Origin of the sequence: Streptomyces longispororuber (assembly GCF_014656095.1) — a bacterium.
Taxonomy (GTDB): domain Bacteria; phylum Actinomycetota; class Actinomycetes; order Streptomycetales; family Streptomycetaceae; genus Streptomyces; species Streptomyces longispororuber.
The window spans coordinates 19833-36549 of sequence record NZ_BNBT01000081.1; the positions used below are offsets into that span (position 1 = coordinate 19833).

Consider the following 16717-nt stretch of genomic DNA (forward strand, 5'->3'; position numbering starts at 1 on the left):
GTGCGCGGTGACCTTGCGTGAGACGGCGTGGCGAGAACTGGAGCACGACTGCCAGTGGTCGGGGGCCCCGGATCATCGCGACGGCAAAGTGAGCCGACCGTAAACCCGCAAGGGTCGCCCCTGTGCGAATGGCCTGTTTGCATCGTGCGACATGAGCGAAAGTCACTCTGGGTAACACGAGCGCCTGGAGAAGTTGTGTCGATAAAGCGCCAATTCGGCCGGGGCTGAGGATGCTGCAGGCAGAGGAACCCCGCCAATTTGTGGCGCAGTTCACATTGACGTAGGGAACTCCCGCCGCGTTGACTCACTCCACCTATAAATCTGTGAAGCTTCGGTGACTCTGGGGTGGGGACTGTGGAGTTGGGGTGGGGGCATCGTCATGCCCGAAGACGGAAAGCGTCACGATGCGTGACCGTGCTGGTGTCGGCGACAGCTCTGCTGCTCCCGCTGCTCCCGACGGTGGCGTTCGCTGTTCCCAGCAGCGAGGTGAAGGCGTCACCTCGGTCGGCACACCTGACCGCGTCCCAGCGTGCGGCGGCGACCGGCGAGCCGGTCGAGGTCACCTCGGAGCGCACCGAGTACACGACGACGATGGCGAACCCCGACGGCACCTTCGTCCTGACGCAGGCGACGGAGCCGCAGCGGGCGCGGGACGAGAGCGGTACCTGGCGGGACATCGACGTCACCCTGGAGAAGCGGCCGGACGGGACCGTCGGCCCGAAGTCGGCGGTGGTGGACCTCGCCTTCTCGGGCGGCGGCAGCGGATCGGGTCTCCTGACTCTCGGCGCCGGTGAGCAGAGGCTCAAGCTGGGCTGGCCGACGTCCCTGCCCGAGCCCTCCCTCGACGGCGCGACCGCCACGTACGCCGACGTGCCCGTCAAGGACGTGGACCTCCAGCTCACGGCCACGGCCGAGGGCTACCGCGAAGTGCTCGTGGTCAAGACGGCAGAGGCCGCCGCGAGTCCCGAACTGGAGAAGGTCAAGCTCACGGCGCGGGGCGAGGGCCTCAGCGTCACCCCGGGCGAGGGCGGCGGCCTGCGCGCGGTGGACGCGGACGGCAACGCGGTGTTCCGGGGGCCGGCGGGGCAGATGTGGGACTCGGCGGGCGAGGCGGCGCCCGCTCCCCGCAAGGGGCTTCGCGCGGTAGCTCCGGAAGGCCCGGAGAACCGCGAGGCCGAGGACCGGACGCGACCGGGACGAGGCGACACGACCGCTGATCTGCCGGTGACCGTCGGGGACGGCTCGGTTTCCGTGACTCCCGACCTGAATCTGCTGCGCGGGGAGAAGACCGTGTACCCGGTCTTCATCGACCCGCCGGTGGGGCTCGGCCGGTCGGAGTGGACGAAGCTGTCGTCGGACGGTGACAAGTTCTGGAAGTTCAGCGAGCCCGAAGGCGTCGGCCGGTGCGGGGTCGCGGACGAGTACTACTGCAGCAGCAGAGGCAGCTACACCGACCGCATGTACTTCGAGTTCGGCGCCTCGAAGCTCGCGGGCAAGCATGTGCTCGACGCCACGTTCCGCGCATACGAGACCTGGTCGTTCAACTGCCAGGCACACTGGGTCGACCTGGAGCGCACGGACAACATCTCCGAGGGAACGCGCTGGCCCGGACCGAAACAGCTCGACCAGATGGGCGACCGCTACGTGTCGGCGGGGCGCGGAAAGCACTGCTCGCCGGAACAGCCCAACGCGTGGGTCGAGTTCAACGACAACCCTGACGAGAAGGACGAGAACCTCGCCTCCACGGTGCGGTCCCTTGCCAGCGGCAAGATCTCGCGTCTCACCTTGATGTTGCGTGCCAAGGACGAGAGCGAACCCCGGGCGTGGAAGCGGTTCGACAACAACGCCGAGCTCAAGGTCTGGTACATGCACAAGCCGGGGGTGCCGAGCTCGGTAGGCGCCGTCCCCGGGACGGGCAACGGCAAGACGCAGTGCCGCCCTGCCAAGGACCCCGTCACCGTCACGGTCGACACGCCGACACTGAGGGCAACGGTGCAGACCAAGGTCGAGCAGCACCAAGGCGAGGAAGAGGGATCGCTGCAAGCCGAGTTCGTCATGCAGCGCTCCGGCACGGATACGACGGCGGGCTCGTGGTCGGACGTCTGGAAGGACTACAAGCCGGACTCGGGCTGGGACCCGGACGGTACGCGCGAGACGATCACCACCACCAAGCGCGCGGACGGCGGCCTGTACCGCTTCAGGGCACGCACCCAGTCGCACTGGGTCTACGGCGGCAAGAAGGGCGACCTCTTCTCCCCGTACTCGAAGTGGTGCTACCTGCGCATCGATTCGACGGCCCCGAAGGAGCCGACGATCACCTCGTTGCTGCCGTACAAGGAGTGCACGACCAACGACTGTGATCCCCGTGGCAACCCGGGGCAGCGCGGCATGTTCCACTTCAGGCCGAACACCGCCGACAAGGACGTGCGCAAGTACCGCTGGCGGCTGTTGACGTCGGATGCGGACGCCACCAAGACGGTCGAGGCGTCAGCCGGCGGGCAGGCCGTCATCAACCTGAAACCGGGCCTGTCCGGGCACCAGACCCTTTCCGTCGAGGCCAGTGATCTGAAGGAGGACAAGGAGGGCCGCGTACGCTGGGGACCGCCCGCCGAGTTCGTCTTCAAGGTCGGTCTCGCCCCGGGGGCTTCGGGACGATGGCGGTTCGACGACGGCGGCCCGGGCTCCGGCAGGACCACGGCCAATGACACGGGCGAGGCAGGCACACGCCACGACGTCATCCTGCGTGACGAGGCCGGGACCGGCTGGTCGACCATGGGCCGCCGGGGCGCGGGGGATTACTCGCTGCGGCTGAACGACAACCAGAGAGATCCCGACAAACAGGTCGGATACGCCTCCACGGAAGGCGTCCCGGTCAACACACAGAGCTCGTTCACGGTTTCCGCCTGGGCGTACCTGACGAACGCCTCGGCCAACCGCACGGTGCTGTCCGCGCCGGGTGAGCACGGTTCCGCCTTCACGCTCTACTACTCGTCCACGCTCAAGAAGTGGGTGTTCAACCGCACGGACCAGGACAAGGACGGCCCGGTCTACATCCGGTCCACAGCCGATACGGAGGACCCGCCGCTGAGGGTGTGGACCCATCTGGTCGGAGTCTTCGACAACCAGGACGACGCGGACAAGGACAACGACACCCTCCAGTTGTTCGTCAACGGCCGGCCGCAGGGCAAGCCGGTGGTGCTCGCGGACGAGGCGTCCACGTACACCCCGTGGACGGCTGACCGGAACATGATGGTCGGCCGTGCCAAGGCGGGCGGCTCCTACGGTGACTACTTCCTGGGCCGGATCGACGAGATCGCCACGTGGCAGCGGCCGCTGCAGCCCGAGGAGATCCGCGAGGAGAACCGCTTGGAGCGTAGGGGCGTGCCCACCAATGAACTGGTCGCGCACTGGGACGCCACCATCTCCTCCGGCCGCGAAGTGACCGAGAGCCCGGAGGACCCGGACGACCCGTCCAGCACGGCCTTCCCCTACCGCCGCGGCGCGCTGGACCTGTCGAGTTCGGGAGCCCGCCTGACCGGTGACGACGCGACGGCGCTCGTCCTGGACGGCAAGAGCGGGTACGCCTCGGCGACAGGGCCCGTCGTCGATGAGACCGGGTCGTTCACGGTGTCGGCGCGGGTGCGGCTCACCAAGTCCGAGCTGGCGGGCAAGCCCGTCGGCTACCGGGGACTCGTGGCGGGACAGCCCACACCTGAGGGCAAGGAGTCCTCGTGGGCGCTGTGGGTGGAGAGGACCGGCGCAGACACGTACCACTGGAAGTTCGGGCGTACGGCGGTCAACTCCAGCGGAAAGGTCACGAGTAGCGCCGTCGTGGAGGCGGATGAGCCGATCCAGCACGAGGAATGGGACACCTGGGTCGATGTGACCGGGGTCTTCGACGGCGGCCTCGACTTCACGGACGAGGAGGGCGACCAGCGCTTCGGTGTCGCCCAGCTCTACGTCGGTCACTTCGCTCAGCAGGGCGAGGAGGACGCGGGGCTCGGCCGGGCCGAGCAGGGCAACGGTGCCCTGGCGGTGGGCCGTGGCTCCGCGAAGGGTTCGACCGGCCACTACTTGCCAGGGGATCTGGCGAAGCTGCGGGTGTGGTCGGGCGCGATGACCAAGAAGCAGGTGACGGACCAGATCGCAGAGCCCTCGACGTAGGTGCGCCCGGCACCGGCTGCCGCTCCTTCTTCCTGACGCTCTCTTCCTGACGACCGTGCGGGGCCGCTGCCGCGGCCCCGCACAAGGAGACTCGTAATGAAACAGCTAGGTCTCGGCCTGCCCGGAAACGGCGGGTCCGCGAGACGCAGGTGGGGGCGGCGGATCGCCGCGGTCACCGGCTTCGCCCTCCTGCCAGGGCTGCTGTCGCCCGTGGTGTTCCCCGACTCGGCATCCGCGGCGACGGATCCGCTCGGCAGGCCGAAGCTCGACGCGCCGCGGTCGGCCAAGGTCTCACCGTTCACGGTGAAGGCGAACGACAAGAACGCGGCAGTCGTCAGGAAGTCGGCCGAGGCGGACAGCAAGGCGGCCGACCGGGCGAGCGCCCATCAGCGGCGTACCGTTACGTGGCCCGAGGCCGGTACGGCGACCCTGGTGCTGCCCGGTTCCGGGGTGGCGAAGGCCGAGCCCGGGGCGCTCCCGCTCACGCTCTCCGCGCCCAAGGCCACGAAGGGCGCCAAGAGCGCATCCTCGCGCGCCGCCGACCGGGTCAAGGTCGAGGTCCTCGGGCAGACGGAGGCGCGGAGGCTCGGTGTCAAGGGCGTCGTCCTCACGGCCACGGCACCCAGGGACGGCGGCACGGCACGCCTGGACCTCGACTACTCCGCCTTCGCCTCCGCGTACGGCGGTGACTGGGCAGGGCGGCTCCAGGTGCTGCGTCTTCCGGACTGTGCCCTCGACTCCCCGGGCAAGGCCGACTGCCGCACCCGCGAGCCGATCAAGTACACCAACGACCGCGAGGACGAGCGGCTGAGGGCGGCGCTGTCCTTCCCCGCCGCCGGGCCCGGTGCGAAGGAGGGCCGCACTCTGGTCCTCGCCCTCGCCGCGGGCACCAAGTCGGGCGCCGGCGACTACAAGGCCACCCCGCTCTCCGCCTCCTCCACCTGGGAGGCGGGCGGCTCCTCCGGCTCCTTCACGTGGTCGTACCCGCTGCGGACGCCGGACCCAGCCGCAGGCCCGTCCCCCGACCTGGCGATCTCCTACGACTCCGGCAGCGTCGACGGCCGCACCGCCTCCACGAACAACCAGGGCACGGTCATTGGCGAGGGCTTCGACATCACCTCGTCGTACATCGAACGGAAGTACGGCTCCTGCGAGGACGACGGGCACGACGAGAAACAGGACCTGTGCTGGAAGTACGACAACGCGTCGCTCGTCCTGAACGGCAAGGCGACCGAACTGGTCAAGGACGACACGAGCGGCGAGTGGCGGCTGAAGAACGACGACGCCTCGACCGTCAAGCGCCACATCGGCGCGAGCAACGGTGACGACAACGGCGAATACTGGACCGTCACCACGGGCGACGGCACCACCTACACCTTCGGCCTGAACAAACTGAAGGGCGCGGGCACCGACGACCGCACCGAGTCGGTGTGGACCGTGCCGGTCTTCGGCGACGACGAGGGCGAGCCCGGGTACACGGACGGCAGCGGCTTCTCGGACCGGGACAAGAAGCAGGCCTGGCGCTGGAACCTCGACCTGGTCGAGGACACGCACGACAACGCCATGACGTACTGGTACGAGGCCGAGCACAACAACTACGACAAGCTCGGTGACGACAACACCGGCACCGATTACATCCGCGGCGGCTACCTCAAGGAGATCCGCTACGGCCAGCGCGCGGACGCCCTGTTCTCCTCCACCCCGGTGGCGTCCCACAAGGTCACCTTCAGCCACGCCGAGCGCTGCCTGGCGTCCGGCACCGGCTGCGACGAGCTGACCGAGGACAAGCGGGACAACTGGCCGGACGTGCCGTACGACACGGTGTGCAAGGACGACAAGAAGTGCACCGGCAACGTCGGCCCGGCCTTCTTCACCCGCAAGCGCATGACCGGGGTCAGCACCTACGCCTGGAACGCCTCCCTGGCCAAGCCCGCCTACTGGGCGGTGGACGGCTGGAAGCTGAAGCACCTCTACCTCGACCCGGGCGACACCGGTGACAGCACCGATCAGTCCCTGTGGCTCGACGAGATCCAGCACACCGGCAAGCGCGGAGCGGACGACATCGTCCTCGACCCCGTGAAGCTGACGCACGTCTTCCTGCCCAACCGGGTCGACGGCGCCTCCGACGACATCCTGTCCCTGGACAGGCCGCGCCTGCGCACGGTCACGTCGGAGACCGGGGCACAGACGATCGTCTCCTACAGGTCCGCGGAGTGCGTGGCCGGGCAGACCATGCCGGAGCCGGACGAGAACACCAGACGCTGCTACCCGGTGTACTGGTCCCCGAACGGGGAGAAGACCCCGAAGCTGGACTGGTTCCAGAAGTACCCGGTCACCGCCGTCTCGACGACGGATCCGCGCGGTGGTGCGGAGGCCGTGCAGCATACGTACGAGTACTCCGGCGGCGGTGCCTGGCACTACAACGAAGACCCGATGACACCCGCGAAGGAGCGCACCTGGTCGGTCTGGCGTGGCTACGAGCGGGTCACTCACTACACCGGTGACAAGGACAGCGACCGTCTGAAGAAGGTCAGCGTCTACCTCCGCGGCATGCACGGCGACCGCGTCGCGGGCCCGGACGGCAAGACGCCCGCCCCGGACAAGCGGCGGACGGTCAAGGTCGGCGGCATCAAGGCCGCGGACATCACCGACTCGGACCAGTACGCCGGCTTCGCCCGGGAGACGGTGACGTACAACGGTGCCACCGAGGTCTCCGGGACGATCAATGATCCCTGGTCGAAGCGGACGGCCACCCAGCACAAGTCGTACGCGGACACCGAGGCGTACTACGTCCGCACGGCCGCCACGCACCAGCGCACCCGCGTCACGAGCGGAACCGACCCCCGTGACAGGGTCCGCACCACCAGGACGACCTACGACGAGTACGGCATGCCCGAGACCGTCGAGGACCAGGGCGACACCGACATCACCGACGACACCACGTGCACCCGCACCTGGCACGCCCGCAACCCTGAGAAGGGACTCACCTCCCTGGTCTCCCGCACACGTACGGTCGCCCGGTCCTGCTCCACGTCCACCGCTGATCTCGACCTCCCCGCCGACTCCGATCGCCCGGGCGACGTCGTGAACGACACGGCGACGGTGTACGACGACGCCACCGCCACCGGCTGGACATCGGCACAGAAGCCCAGCAAAGGCGAGCCCACCTGGACGGGCCGAGCGAAGGCATACGGCACGGACAACACCGCCTCCTGGCAGAAGACGGCCACGACGACGTACGACACGCTCGGCCGACCGCTGGAGACCAAGGACACCAACGGCCTGACGACCGCGACCACGTCCTACGAGCCGAAGACGGTCGGCCCGCTGACCTCCTCCAGCGTGACCAACGCCAAGGGCCACAGGACGACGACGGAGGTGGACTTCGCCACCGGGGCCACCTTGAAGATCACCGACCCCAACGACAAGGTCACCGAGACGACGTACGACGCCCTCGGCCGCTCGAAGCAGATCTGGCTGCCGAACCGTCAGCGCGAGATCAAGACCCCCAACTACGTCTTCGACTACAAGGTCACCAGCAAGGCCATGTCCTGGGTGTCCACCGGGGTCCTCAGGGGAGACGGCTCCGGCTACAACACCAGCTACGAGTTCTACGACTCCCTGCTGCGCACCCGGCAGACGCAGTCCCCGACGCCGGTCGGCGGCCGGCTGATCGGCATCACGCTCTACGACGACCGCGGACTCGCCGTCAGCACCCAGAGCGAGACGTGGGACGAGACCTCCGCGCCGAACAGCACGCCGGTGCAGACGGAGGGCGGCCAGGCGCCGACACAGACCGACACCACGTACGACGCGGCAGGCCGCCCGACGAAGTCCGTCACGAAGAACTTCGGCGTGACCCGGTGGACCACCACGACGTCGTACACCGGCGACACGGTGGCCAGCAGCGCCCCGGAGGGCGGTCAGGCCGCGGCTGAGGTGACCGATGCCCGTGGACAGACGGTCCTGAGCCGTGAGTACGGCGGCCCGAAGCCGACCGGTACCGACTTCACGACCACCCGGTTCACCTACACCCCGGGCGGACAGCAGGAAACGATCACTGGCCCTGACAAGGCCACGTGGACATACCGCTACGACCTGTTCGGGCGCCAGGTGAGCGCTCACGACCCGGACAAGGGGACGACGAACACGACGTACGACGACCTCGACCGGGCCCTCAGCACGACGGACGTCGAGCAGCGAAAGCTGCTGTACGGCTACGACGAGCTGGACCGCAAGACCGGCATGTGGCACACCGGCAAGGCGGACGCCACCAAGCTCGCCGCTTGGACGTACGACGACCTGGCCAAGGGCCAGCAGGACACGGCCGTCCGCTACGACGGAGGGCTGTCGGGCAAGGCGTACACGCGGAAGGTCACCAGTTACACCCCGATGTACGAGGTCAGAGGGAGCGAGCTGCACCTTCCCGACGACGATCCTCTGGTAGCGGCCGGCGTGCCCAAGAAGCTGTCGTTCAGCACGGGATACCGTTTCGACGGCACCGTCAGCCAGGCCTCGCAACCCGCGGTGGGCGGGCTCGAGACGGAGACGGTCGGCTACGACTACAACGCCCTGGGCCTGCAGACGGGCATGGACGGCAGCACCGGCTACCTGCACGGGGCCGCCTTCTCCCCGCAGGGCGACCTGAGGCAGCTCACGCTGGGCATGAGCGGAGCCAGCGCCGAGAAGAAGGCGTACCTCAACTACGACTACGAGGCGGGTACCCGCCGCCTCACGCGCTCCTACGTCACCGACGACGTACACGGCTACATGCCCCAGGAGCTGAAGTACACCCGGGACGACGCCGGGAACGTCCTGTCCATCCTCGACGCCACGACGCAGGGCGGCACGCAGAAGCCCGATCACCAGTGCTTCGACTACGACGGCTACAGCCGTCTGACCGAGGCGTGGACTCCGAGGACGGCCGACTGCGCCACCTCGGGACGCAAGACGGCGAACATCGACGGCGCCGCCCCCTACTGGACCTCGTACACCTACAACCAGGCAGGTCAGCGGGCGACCGAGACCCAGCACCGGACAGGTGGTGACGAGACGACGAGGTACGACTACGGCACTCCCGAAGGCCAGCCGCACCCCCTGGTGAAGACCACCGGGGCGCGCACCGCCACGTACGCGTACGACAAGACCGGCAACACGACCAAGCGCCCCGGGCCGAAGGCCCAGCAGACCCTGACGTGGAACATGGAAGGGAAACTGGCCAAGACCCTCGAAGGCAGTGCTGAGACCTCGTACCTCTACGACGCCGACGGGGAACTCCTCGTCCGCCGCGCCAAGGGTGACGGGGACACGGTCCTCTACCTCGGCGCCACGGAAGTCCGCCTGACGACGAAGGGCAGCCAGAAAACACTCGCCGGCACCCGCTACTACACGGCCAACGGCCAGACCGTCGCGGTCCGCACGGCCACGAGCGGTGCCGCGGAGTCGCAGCTCAGCTTCCTCGCGGGTGACCACCACGGCACGTCGAGCGTCGCACTGGACGCGGAGACGTACGCGGTGACGAAGCGGTACACGTCGCCCTTCGGGGCCCCTCGCGGGGAGAAGGCACCGAAGTGGCCCGACGACAAGGGCTTCCTGGGCAAGCCGGTCGACAAGGGGACGGGCCTCACCCATATCGGTGCGCGTGAGTACGACCCGGTCACGGGCCAGTTCATCAGCGTGGACCCGCTGCTCGAAGCGGCCAAGCCCGGAAGCCTGAACGGATACAGCTACGCGGAGAACAATCCCGTCTCCGCGTCGGACCCGTCAGGCATGGGGTCGTTCACGTGCAGTGGCTCGTCCTGCGGCTCGGACGCGGTGTTCCAGGACTCCCACGCCTCGCCGGACTTCGGATCGGGCGCCACGTGGGAGTCCACCTACCCCGACTACCCGAGCGGCGGTGGGGGCACGTCCCACGTGAACAACGTCGGTTACACCACGACCCCCAAGTCGTGCAGCGTCATGGGCCTTCCGTGCGGCTTCAACCTCAGCCCGGGGCCCAAGGACTCGCATCCGTGGTCCCTGGGCAGGATGAAGGACCTGGCCAAGGACGCATATGGCTTCATGCTGAAGGAGGACGCGGACGCGGCGAAGGAATGTGCGGAGAAGCGAGGAGCCAGTGCCGAGTGCGTCTCGACCGGGCTGGCGCTCGCCCCCTGGGGCAAAGCGTTGAAGGTTGCGGAGCGTCTCGGGGAGAAGCTGGCCAAAGGCATTGCAGCGGCCAAGAAGGGCCGGTCGGCGCGGAAGGCTCCCGATTGTGAGTGCTTCCTCGCAGGCACCGACGTCCTCCTTGCCGACGGCAAGACGAAGGACATCGAAGACATCCGCGCCGGAGACAAGGTCCTGGCCACCGACCCCAAGACCGGCAAGACGGCCTTGCGTAAGGTGCAGCGCCTGATCGTCACCGAGGACGACAAGTACTTCAACACCCTTTCCATCGCCACGGACGACGGCATAGCGACCGTCACGGCAACGCACGAGCACCCCTTCTGGTCCCCCTCGGAGGACCGCTGGCTCGAAGCCAGCGAACTGGAACCGGGCATGACGCTCCGGACGGACCAGGGCGACACGGTCGTCGTCACGAGGAACCGGGCGTTCACGAAGCAGGTGCGGACGTACAACCTCACGGTTGCGGGCATCCATACGTACTATGTGCTGGCGGGGGAGACGCCGGTACTTGTTCATAACAGCAACTGCGGTGACGTCGTTCTGGGGCCGGGCGAGGGATCTGCTGACGCCTTGACGGGTTTCACCTCAACGAAGCCGGAGACTGAGTTCGTCTTCGATTCCGGCGGTGGAAAGTTCATGGCGGGTGATCGTGAAAGGATCCCTGGAGGTCTCAGTCCGCACGAGCAACTAGCAGAAAAGGCGGGCATGGACAGAGGGACAGTGCTGGGTGGCACGCTCTTCCGGGATAACGGCCGCCTAGTGTTCACGGAAAATAGCGGTCACTATGGACACAGATGGACGGACAGTACACGCCAGCAGTTTCAGGAGTTCATGAGCGATCAGGGGATTGAATTCGACTACAGGCCGTGGGGTTGAGATGGGAAGCTGGACTCCTGTGGTGTACCGGGGGGACGGGGCGTGGATTGGTGTCATGCCCGATGGTCGGATCGGCGTAGGCGTGGAGTCCGAAGGGCGGTCCTCTCTTGAAGGATCGGGGTTCGTTCCCATGTGGCCGTTCCTGGAGCGTGACCTCTCTACATGCTTGGCCACTTTTTCCGGCTCGTGGGAGCGCCTCGGCCAAGGTGGTGTACGAACCCCTGAGAGGCTCGTCGAACTGACAGTGGAGACGGCGTGGAAGTCCGGCCGGTCATACTGGATGGAGCTAGCCGCAATTTGGGCTATCGAGATGGTTGGCCGAAAAGAGTTTGATCACGAAGCTACCCGTGTGCTTCTTCGCGAGATGGCTATGTCGGAGGCTCTGACGCCGGAACTGCGGGAACAAGCTCGGGGTGCTGGCGATTGAGTGATCCGATGCCCGAAGGGTTCGGTAAACGGAATTAGTCAGCCCTGAACCTATCTCGAAGCTATTGCTTGCCGGAGCCCCACCAGATGTGACTGGTGGGGCTCCAGGAGCGCTCGGCAGCAGTTGACGGAATGCGTCAGCGGACAGAAGTCGGTGGCGGTGGTGGCACGTTGCCGTCGTCAGCGCCTGCTTCGGCTTGAATCGGACTGCTTCCGAACACGGGTTGGTCTGCACCGCAAATGACCAAGAAGTTCAAAAGGAATCCTGGCAAGCAAGGGTTTGTATGGCGTGCTCCGAAGAGGCAGGACAGCGTGCGCATCCACAAGGGAGATCCGGGGTCTCAGTATGCGACGCAGGTCGACCATGTCGTGATCAACCACAGAGGTAGGGTTGTTGGGCGGGGCGGCGAGCTCCTCCCTGCTGGGGCGCGCATCCAGGACTATCCACGTGAGGCACACATCCCGCTCAGTGAGTGGCAGGTATGGAGAAGTTGGCATGCCCCCTGACGATATCGCTCTGCAAACCCCGTGGGTGCGGGATCAGCTCATCGATCGGCTTTCTAAGTTGGCAGACAAGGCTGGCAGGAGCAGAGCTGGGGACAGAACACGAGCGACGGCTCGGACATCGACGTGATGTTGGACTTTTTCGATGACTCCGGGGTCCTGGACGAGCCGCTGGGACGCGTGGGTTTCGTGCTCACCGGCCTTGAGGAAGTAGAGGCGATGGAATCGTTGGGAGCGGCCCTGGATCGGGTGTTGTCGGTAAAGCCGTCGTGCGACGCGGAAACCGTCCGCTTGTGCGAGTGGCTGGACGTCGTGGCTGCCGCGCGTAACGCGCTGGGAGTGATGGGCGAAGACCTGCCGTGACGGCGCGTGCCCTGGCTCTGGTAGCGGGGTGACCAGTCCAGAGCCAGGACCAGGTCGTCTGACGCAGCGTCACATCGTGCGGCGTGCGCAGTCCCCGCTGAGTCGGCAGAGGCGGCAGACCCGACAACCCCTGAGTGAACAGTGGGAAGTTGGGTGTTAGCCCGGCCCCCGCGTGGATATGGTGCTCCGCAGGAGGAGCGCACGTGGACGTGGGCGTGCCGACGGGAGTGTGGGACTCGGGAGCCGGAGGTGCGCGTATGCCGACCGCGATAGCCGTCACCAGCTCCGAGCTGGTGCTGCCTTCGCCCGATCGCCATACCCCGTCCGCCGCCGTGCTGCAGAGCGCCGTGAAGTCGCCCAAGTCGTACTCCCTCGACCAGGCGATCACCGAGGCGCACCAGCTCGTCGAGTACCACGGGTACGTGATCGTGCTGTGCCCCGCGTCCCTGCCGGAGGCGGTGCGGCACCGGCTGCACGCCGTGCGGGCCGTGCTGGAGAGCGACCGGATCGCGCTGATCCGGAGCGAGCTGCCGCCGCTCGGGTTGTCCGTACTGGCGCTGCAGTTGCGGCAGTTGTCCATCTGCGACTTCAGTCCCGGCGTGCTCGCCTCCGCCGCCCGGCTGCTCAGCCACTACATCTACGCCGGCGCGCTGCTCGGCTCCGTCGCCAAGCTGGACCGCGTGCCCGTGACCCTGCGGTCGCACGCCAAGTCCTGGGTGCCGGGCAGCCAGTTCGCCGTGCTCGCCGCGCCCACGCCCGAGCTGGTGAAGGTGGGCGGGGACGCGGTGCCGTCCGGGCCCGGGTTCGCCACGCAGCTCACGTACGCCGCCGGGCAGCTCCAGGCCGGGTGGGTGACGGAGACCCTGGCGCCCGCCTGGCAGGCGGGGGCCGTCACCGAGGCGCGGCTCTCCGGCGAGGCCGCGCGCTGGTGGGCCACCGGCAGGCTCGTCGAGTTCGCCGCGGCCATCCCGGACATCTCCGTGCTGTACCAGCTCGTGTCCTCCGTACGCAGGGAGGACTGCCACTGGTGCGGCCTCGAACTCATCGGCGACCGCTGCGCGTTCTGCGCGGCACCGCTCCTCCCGCCGCCCGAGCGCACCCCGGCGGTCCCCGCCGCCGCACCGACCCGGGCGCTGCCGCGCGGCGCCACGTAGAAGCCACCCGCCGACCCGCCGGGTACCGGCGCACGCACCGCCCCGCTCACCGTCCGTAGCCAGCAGTCAGCCCCACGCACCCGCCGCACGAACGAGGTAGGTAGTCCGGCCCATGAACGCACGCCAGCGCCGCGGTGTCATCCTGATGGTCCTGTCGGTCCTGTGCGCGATCGGCGCCTTCGCGGGCGTCCTCTCGGTGATCCGCGACGTGAACTCGAAGGTCGGGCCGGAGACCGAGGCGTACGAGCTGAAGACGGACATCGCGCCCTACAAGGAGCTGGAGCCCGGCCAGTTCAAGAAGGTCGAGATGCCCGAGCGGTGGCTGTCCGACAACGCCGTCACCGACCTGCGGCAGATACGCGGGAAGATCGCCGTCACGCGGCTCCAGAAGGGGTCCCTGCTGCAGAGCGACATGATCGTGGAACGGCCCCGCCTCGAACCCGGCCAGCAGGAGATCGCCATCATGATCGACGCGGCCACCGGCGTCGCCGGGAAGATCACCCCCGGGTCGACCGTCAACATCTACGCCACCTTCAAGGCCGAGACCGACGGCGGCAAGGACCAGTCGAAGGTCATCGTCGAGGGGGCCAAGGTCATCGACGTCGGCAAGCTGACCGCCCTCGACCGCGACGACGACCGCGGCCGCCGCCGCGCCGACGAGGCCGTGCCCATCACGTTCGCCCTCGACACGCGGGACGCCCAGCGCGTCGCGTACGCGGAGTCGTTCGCCTCGCACGTCCGGCTCGCCCTGGTGGGCCGGGGCGGCGACACCGACATCCCGCGCGGCGACCGTACGTACACCCTCGACGAGGACAAGTAGGGGAGCCGCCCGATGAACGGTCCCTCCGGCCGCCGCACCCGGCCACCGCACGCCGGGCGTCGCCGCCGTTGCCGCCGTCCGCTGTGCGCGGGGTGCCGCCTTCGTCCGCCGGGTGCGGGTGGTGGTCGCCGTGCGGCGGGTCCGGTGCCTGCACGCCCGGGGCGTCGTCGTCCGCCGCTCCCGGGCCCCGAGCACCCGCCGCGTGCGAACCGCCCCCGCACACCGGCCCCCGGCCCGAGCCCTCACCACCCGGCACCCCCAGCCCACCGCTCACCGCGTCCGGGCCCCCACCACCCACCACCCTCAGCTCGGCGTCGCCCCTCACCGCGTCAGGGAGGCCGCCCATGACGACCGTCCGCATCCTCCCCGCCGTCGGCGAACCGGACGCCGCCCGGGCCCTGACCGGGCTCGCCGCGCAGCTCCCGGACGCCGAACCGGCCGCGCCCGTCGCGGACTCCACCGCGCTCCTCGACACCCTCGCGCAGCTCGCCGCCGAGTCCCTCGACGAGCTGCCCGAGGTCGTCCTCGTGCACGAGCGCATCGGGCCCGTACCGGCCCTGGACCTCATCCGCGACCTCGTCCTGCGCTTCCCCGCGGTGAGCGTCGTGCTCGTCACCGCCGACTCCAGCCCCGCCCTGCTGACCGCCGCCATGGACAGCGGCGCCCGCGGCATCGTCACCTACCCGCTCGCCTACGACGCCCTCGCCGAGCGCGTCCAGGCCGCCGCGGGCTGGGCGGCGGGCATGCGGCGGCACCTGGGCTCGAACGCCGTCGAGCTGTACGGCGGCGCCCCCGGCGCGGCCCCCGCCGGCGGGGGCCGGGTCATCGCCGTGACCGGCGCGAAGGGCGGCGTCGGCACCACCCTCACGGCCGTGCAGCTCGCCCTCGCCGCGCAGGCCTCGGGCCGCAGCGCCGCGCTGCTCGACCTGGACCTCCAGTCCGGCGACGTCGCCTCGTACCTCGACGTGCAGTTCCGCCGCTCCGTCGCCGACCTCGCCGCGATCAGCGACCTCACCCCGCGCGTCGTCCAGGACGCCGTCTACGCCCACGAGACCGGCGTCGGCCTCCTGCTCGCGCCCGCCGAGGGCGAGCGCGCCGAGGAGATCACCGAGCGCGTCGCGCGGCAGACGGTCAACGCCCTGCGCGGCCGGTACGACGTGGTCGTCGTCGACTGCGGCACGTACGTCACGACCGCGAGCGCCGCCGTGGTGGAACTGGCCGACCAGGCCGTCCTCCTGCTGACCCCCGACGTCGTGGCCGTACGCGCCGCCAAGCGCATGGTCCGCCTCTGGGACCGGCTCCAGATCCGCAAGGCCGAGGAGACGGTCACCGTCGTCAACCGGGTCACGCGCGGCACCGAGATCCAGCCGTCCCTCGTCGCCCGCGTCACCGGCACGCGCGGCGCCCGTACGACCGTGCCGGACGCGCCCAAGGAGCTCCACACCGCCGTCGACGCGGGCCGCCTCCACGACCTCGACGCCAAGTCCACCGTCAAGCAGGCGCTGTGGGGGCTCGCCGGGGAGCTGGGCCTGGTCGAGGCGGAGCCCGGCGCCGGGCGCAAGGGCGGCCGCGGGCTGCGGCGCGCCGCGAAGTCGGACCGGGGCGCCGTCACCCTGGAGTTCGCGGGCATGTTCCCGCTGCTGCTCGCCGTGATCGGCATCCTCTGGCAGTGCGCGCTGTACGGCTACTCGTACTCGCTGGCGGGCAACGCGGCGGACGAGGCGGCACGGGCGGCCGCGGTGGCGACGGCGTCCGGCGGTACGGGGTCCTGCGACGCCGCGGCGAAGGAACACCTGCCCGGCGCGTGGCAGGACGCCGAAGTGGCGTGCGCCGCCGACGGCGACGTGATGAAGGCTCGGGTGGACGTCGAGGTGCCCGTGTTCTTCCCCGGCGTCACGACGGGTTGGACGGTCCACGCGGAGGCGGGGGCGGCGCTGGAGGACTCGGAGGGCCTGGACGGGGGTGCCGCGCCATGACCGCGCCGCGTCGCTCCGCCGCCGTTGTTGCTGCCATTGTTGCTGCCGCTGCCGCTGCCGCTACTGCTGCCGTCGTACGTCGCGTCCGGCTCGACCGTGCCTTACGCCGTGTGCGGCCCGGGCGGCCCGGGCGGCCCCGGCGCGGCCTCCGTCGCGTACGGCACCGCTGTGCCGCCCTGCCCGCCGGAGCGCACCCCGGAGCCGGGGCCCGGGCAGGCACCGCCCCCCGCGCAGGGCGCCCGGTGAGCGCCGCGCGCCCGTGCAGCGCG

6 protein-coding genes and 1 pseudogene are annotated in these 16717 nt (G+C 69.1%); all 7 read left to right on the plus strand.

The features are described 5' to 3' along the window. Positions 1-408 precede the first annotated feature (408 nt). The 7 genes and pseudogenes from IE330_RS23165 (at position 409) to IE330_RS23195 (ending at position 16694) form a co-directional block, all read left to right on the plus strand. On the plus strand, positions 409-4164 hold the full coding sequence (locus tag IE330_RS23165; protein WP_190138015.1) for a laminin G domain-containing protein: 3756 nt from the start codon (positions 409-411) through the stop codon (positions 4162-4164). A gap of 96 nt (positions 4165-4260) precedes the next feature. Then, positions 4261-11205, plus strand: a complete 6945-nt coding sequence (locus IE330_RS23170) for a polymorphic toxin-type HINT domain-containing protein (RefSeq protein ID WP_229925856.1) — start codon at positions 4261-4263, stop codon at positions 11203-11205. A gap of 1011 nt (positions 11206-12216) precedes the next feature. Next, positions 12217-12498 (plus strand): annotated as a pseudogene (locus IE330_RS23175) (hypothetical protein); the annotation flags it as partial. Positions 12499-12755: 257 nt separating this feature from the next. After that, positions 12756-13652 carry a hypothetical protein gene (locus IE330_RS23180; protein WP_190138017.1) on the plus strand — a complete coding sequence of 299 codons (897 nt, stop codon included), beginning with the start codon at positions 12756-12758 and terminating at the stop codon, positions 13650-13652. A gap of 112 nt (positions 13653-13764) precedes the next feature. Beyond that, on the plus strand, positions 13765-14472 hold the full coding sequence (cpaB, locus tag IE330_RS23185; RefSeq protein WP_190138018.1) for a Flp pilus assembly protein CpaB: 708 nt from the start codon (positions 13765-13767) through the stop codon (positions 14470-14472). Positions 14473-14816: 344 nt separating this feature from the next. Continuing rightward, positions 14817-16448 carry a CpaE/TadZ family protein gene (locus IE330_RS23190; RefSeq protein WP_190138019.1) on the plus strand — a complete coding sequence of 544 codons (1632 nt, stop codon included), beginning with the start codon at positions 14817-14819 and terminating at the stop codon, positions 16446-16448. Positions 16449-16475: 27 nt separating this feature from the next. Next, positions 16476-16694 carry a hypothetical protein gene (locus IE330_RS23195; RefSeq protein WP_190138020.1) on the plus strand — a complete coding sequence of 73 codons (219 nt, stop codon included), beginning with the start codon at positions 16476-16478 and terminating at the stop codon, positions 16692-16694. Positions 16695-16717 lie beyond the last annotated feature (23 nt).

What these genes read in the sequence shown, in the direction of transcription:
- IE330_RS23170 (WP_229925856.1), top strand. Translation starts at nt 4,261, where the DNA reads ATGAAACAGCTAGGTCTCGGCCTGCCCGGAAACGGCGGGTCCGCGAGA.
- IE330_RS23180 (WP_190138017.1), top strand. Translation starts at nt 12,756, where the DNA reads ATGCCGACCGCGATAGCCGTCACCAGCTCCGAGCTGGTGCTGCCTTCG.
- cpaB (WP_190138018.1), top strand. Translation starts at nt 13,765, where the DNA reads ATGAACGCACGCCAGCGCCGCGGTGTCATCCTGATGGTCCTGTCGGTC.
- IE330_RS23190 (WP_190138019.1), top strand. Translation starts at nt 14,817, where the DNA reads ATGACGACCGTCCGCATCCTCCCCGCCGTCGGCGAACCGGACGCCGCC.